Source organism: Streptomyces niphimycinicus (genome assembly GCF_018883605.1).
Taxonomy (GTDB): domain Bacteria; phylum Actinomycetota; class Actinomycetes; order Streptomycetales; family Streptomycetaceae; genus Streptomyces; species Streptomyces niphimycinicus.
This window is the reverse complement of sequence record NZ_JAHLEM010000339.1, coordinates 1-774: the sequence shown is the minus strand read 5'-3', so window position 1 is coordinate 774 and position 774 is coordinate 1. Positions and strand designations below refer to the sequence as shown.

General features: G+C 65.5%; 1 protein-coding gene. It reads right to left on the bottom strand.

Annotation, left to right across the window (positions count from 1 at the left end; translation table 11 throughout):
• A partial coding sequence (locus tag KN815_RS27750; protein ID WP_253209282.1) for a Scr1 family TA system antitoxin-like transcriptional regulator occupies nucleotides 1-388 on the bottom strand: 388 nt, incomplete at its 3' end.
• Between the last annotated feature and the right edge of the window lie 386 nt (nucleotides 389-774).

Genomic DNA, 774 nt, shown 5'->3' with positions numbered 1-774 from the left:
TATCGGCCAGTGCCTGCGCATACGCCGGTGTCTGGAGCGGGCCAGGGACCAGGCCGGATTCAAACAGCCGGATCTCTGCCGCGCGAGCCTCGTAGCCCACGTACTCCGGGAAGCCCTCCAGCAGACTGCCGTTGCGGATCTCCCCCCACGCGCGTTCGAACGACTCTGCGGTTCCGACGAACCCGAAAGCGGCGTCTAAGCTCCGCGAGAATCGCAGAGTTGGCGGTTTGTGGCCGGTTTCGACCCCCGAAATATGCCTGCCCGAGTAGCCCACCCGCTCGGCCAGCTCGTCCTGCTTCCACCCGCGCGCCTCCCGCGCGCTGCGCACACGCGCTCCGAAAGCAGCCTGGGGCGAGGCGTCCGGATTCAACTCCTTCAGGTTGACCAATGTTCCCTCCATTTCGAGAACGTTGAAGACAGCCCGACTCTAGGCCACGCTGAGTCGCCCCGGTAGTGGAACCGCTACGGAGAGGAGTGGTTGGTGGCCGACGAGACCACGAACCCGCCAGGGGTGCCAGAGCCTGAGCCCGTGGCCCGTGCTGACTGCCGGACCCATGCTGACTGGACCTGCCGCTCCATCACCTCATCGGGATGACAGGCCGGATTGCCTCGATCATGGCTGGCTTCCTCAGACGCCAGCCGGGCGGGGCGCTACAGAAGCAGGCCACATGCAAGACCCCCGCAACCGCGTAATCGGTCCGGGGGCGTGGCCAACGCTGGATTGGAGCGTCAACATGCTGGACTCTATCGTCCGTGTGCTCGTATGGGTGAGGA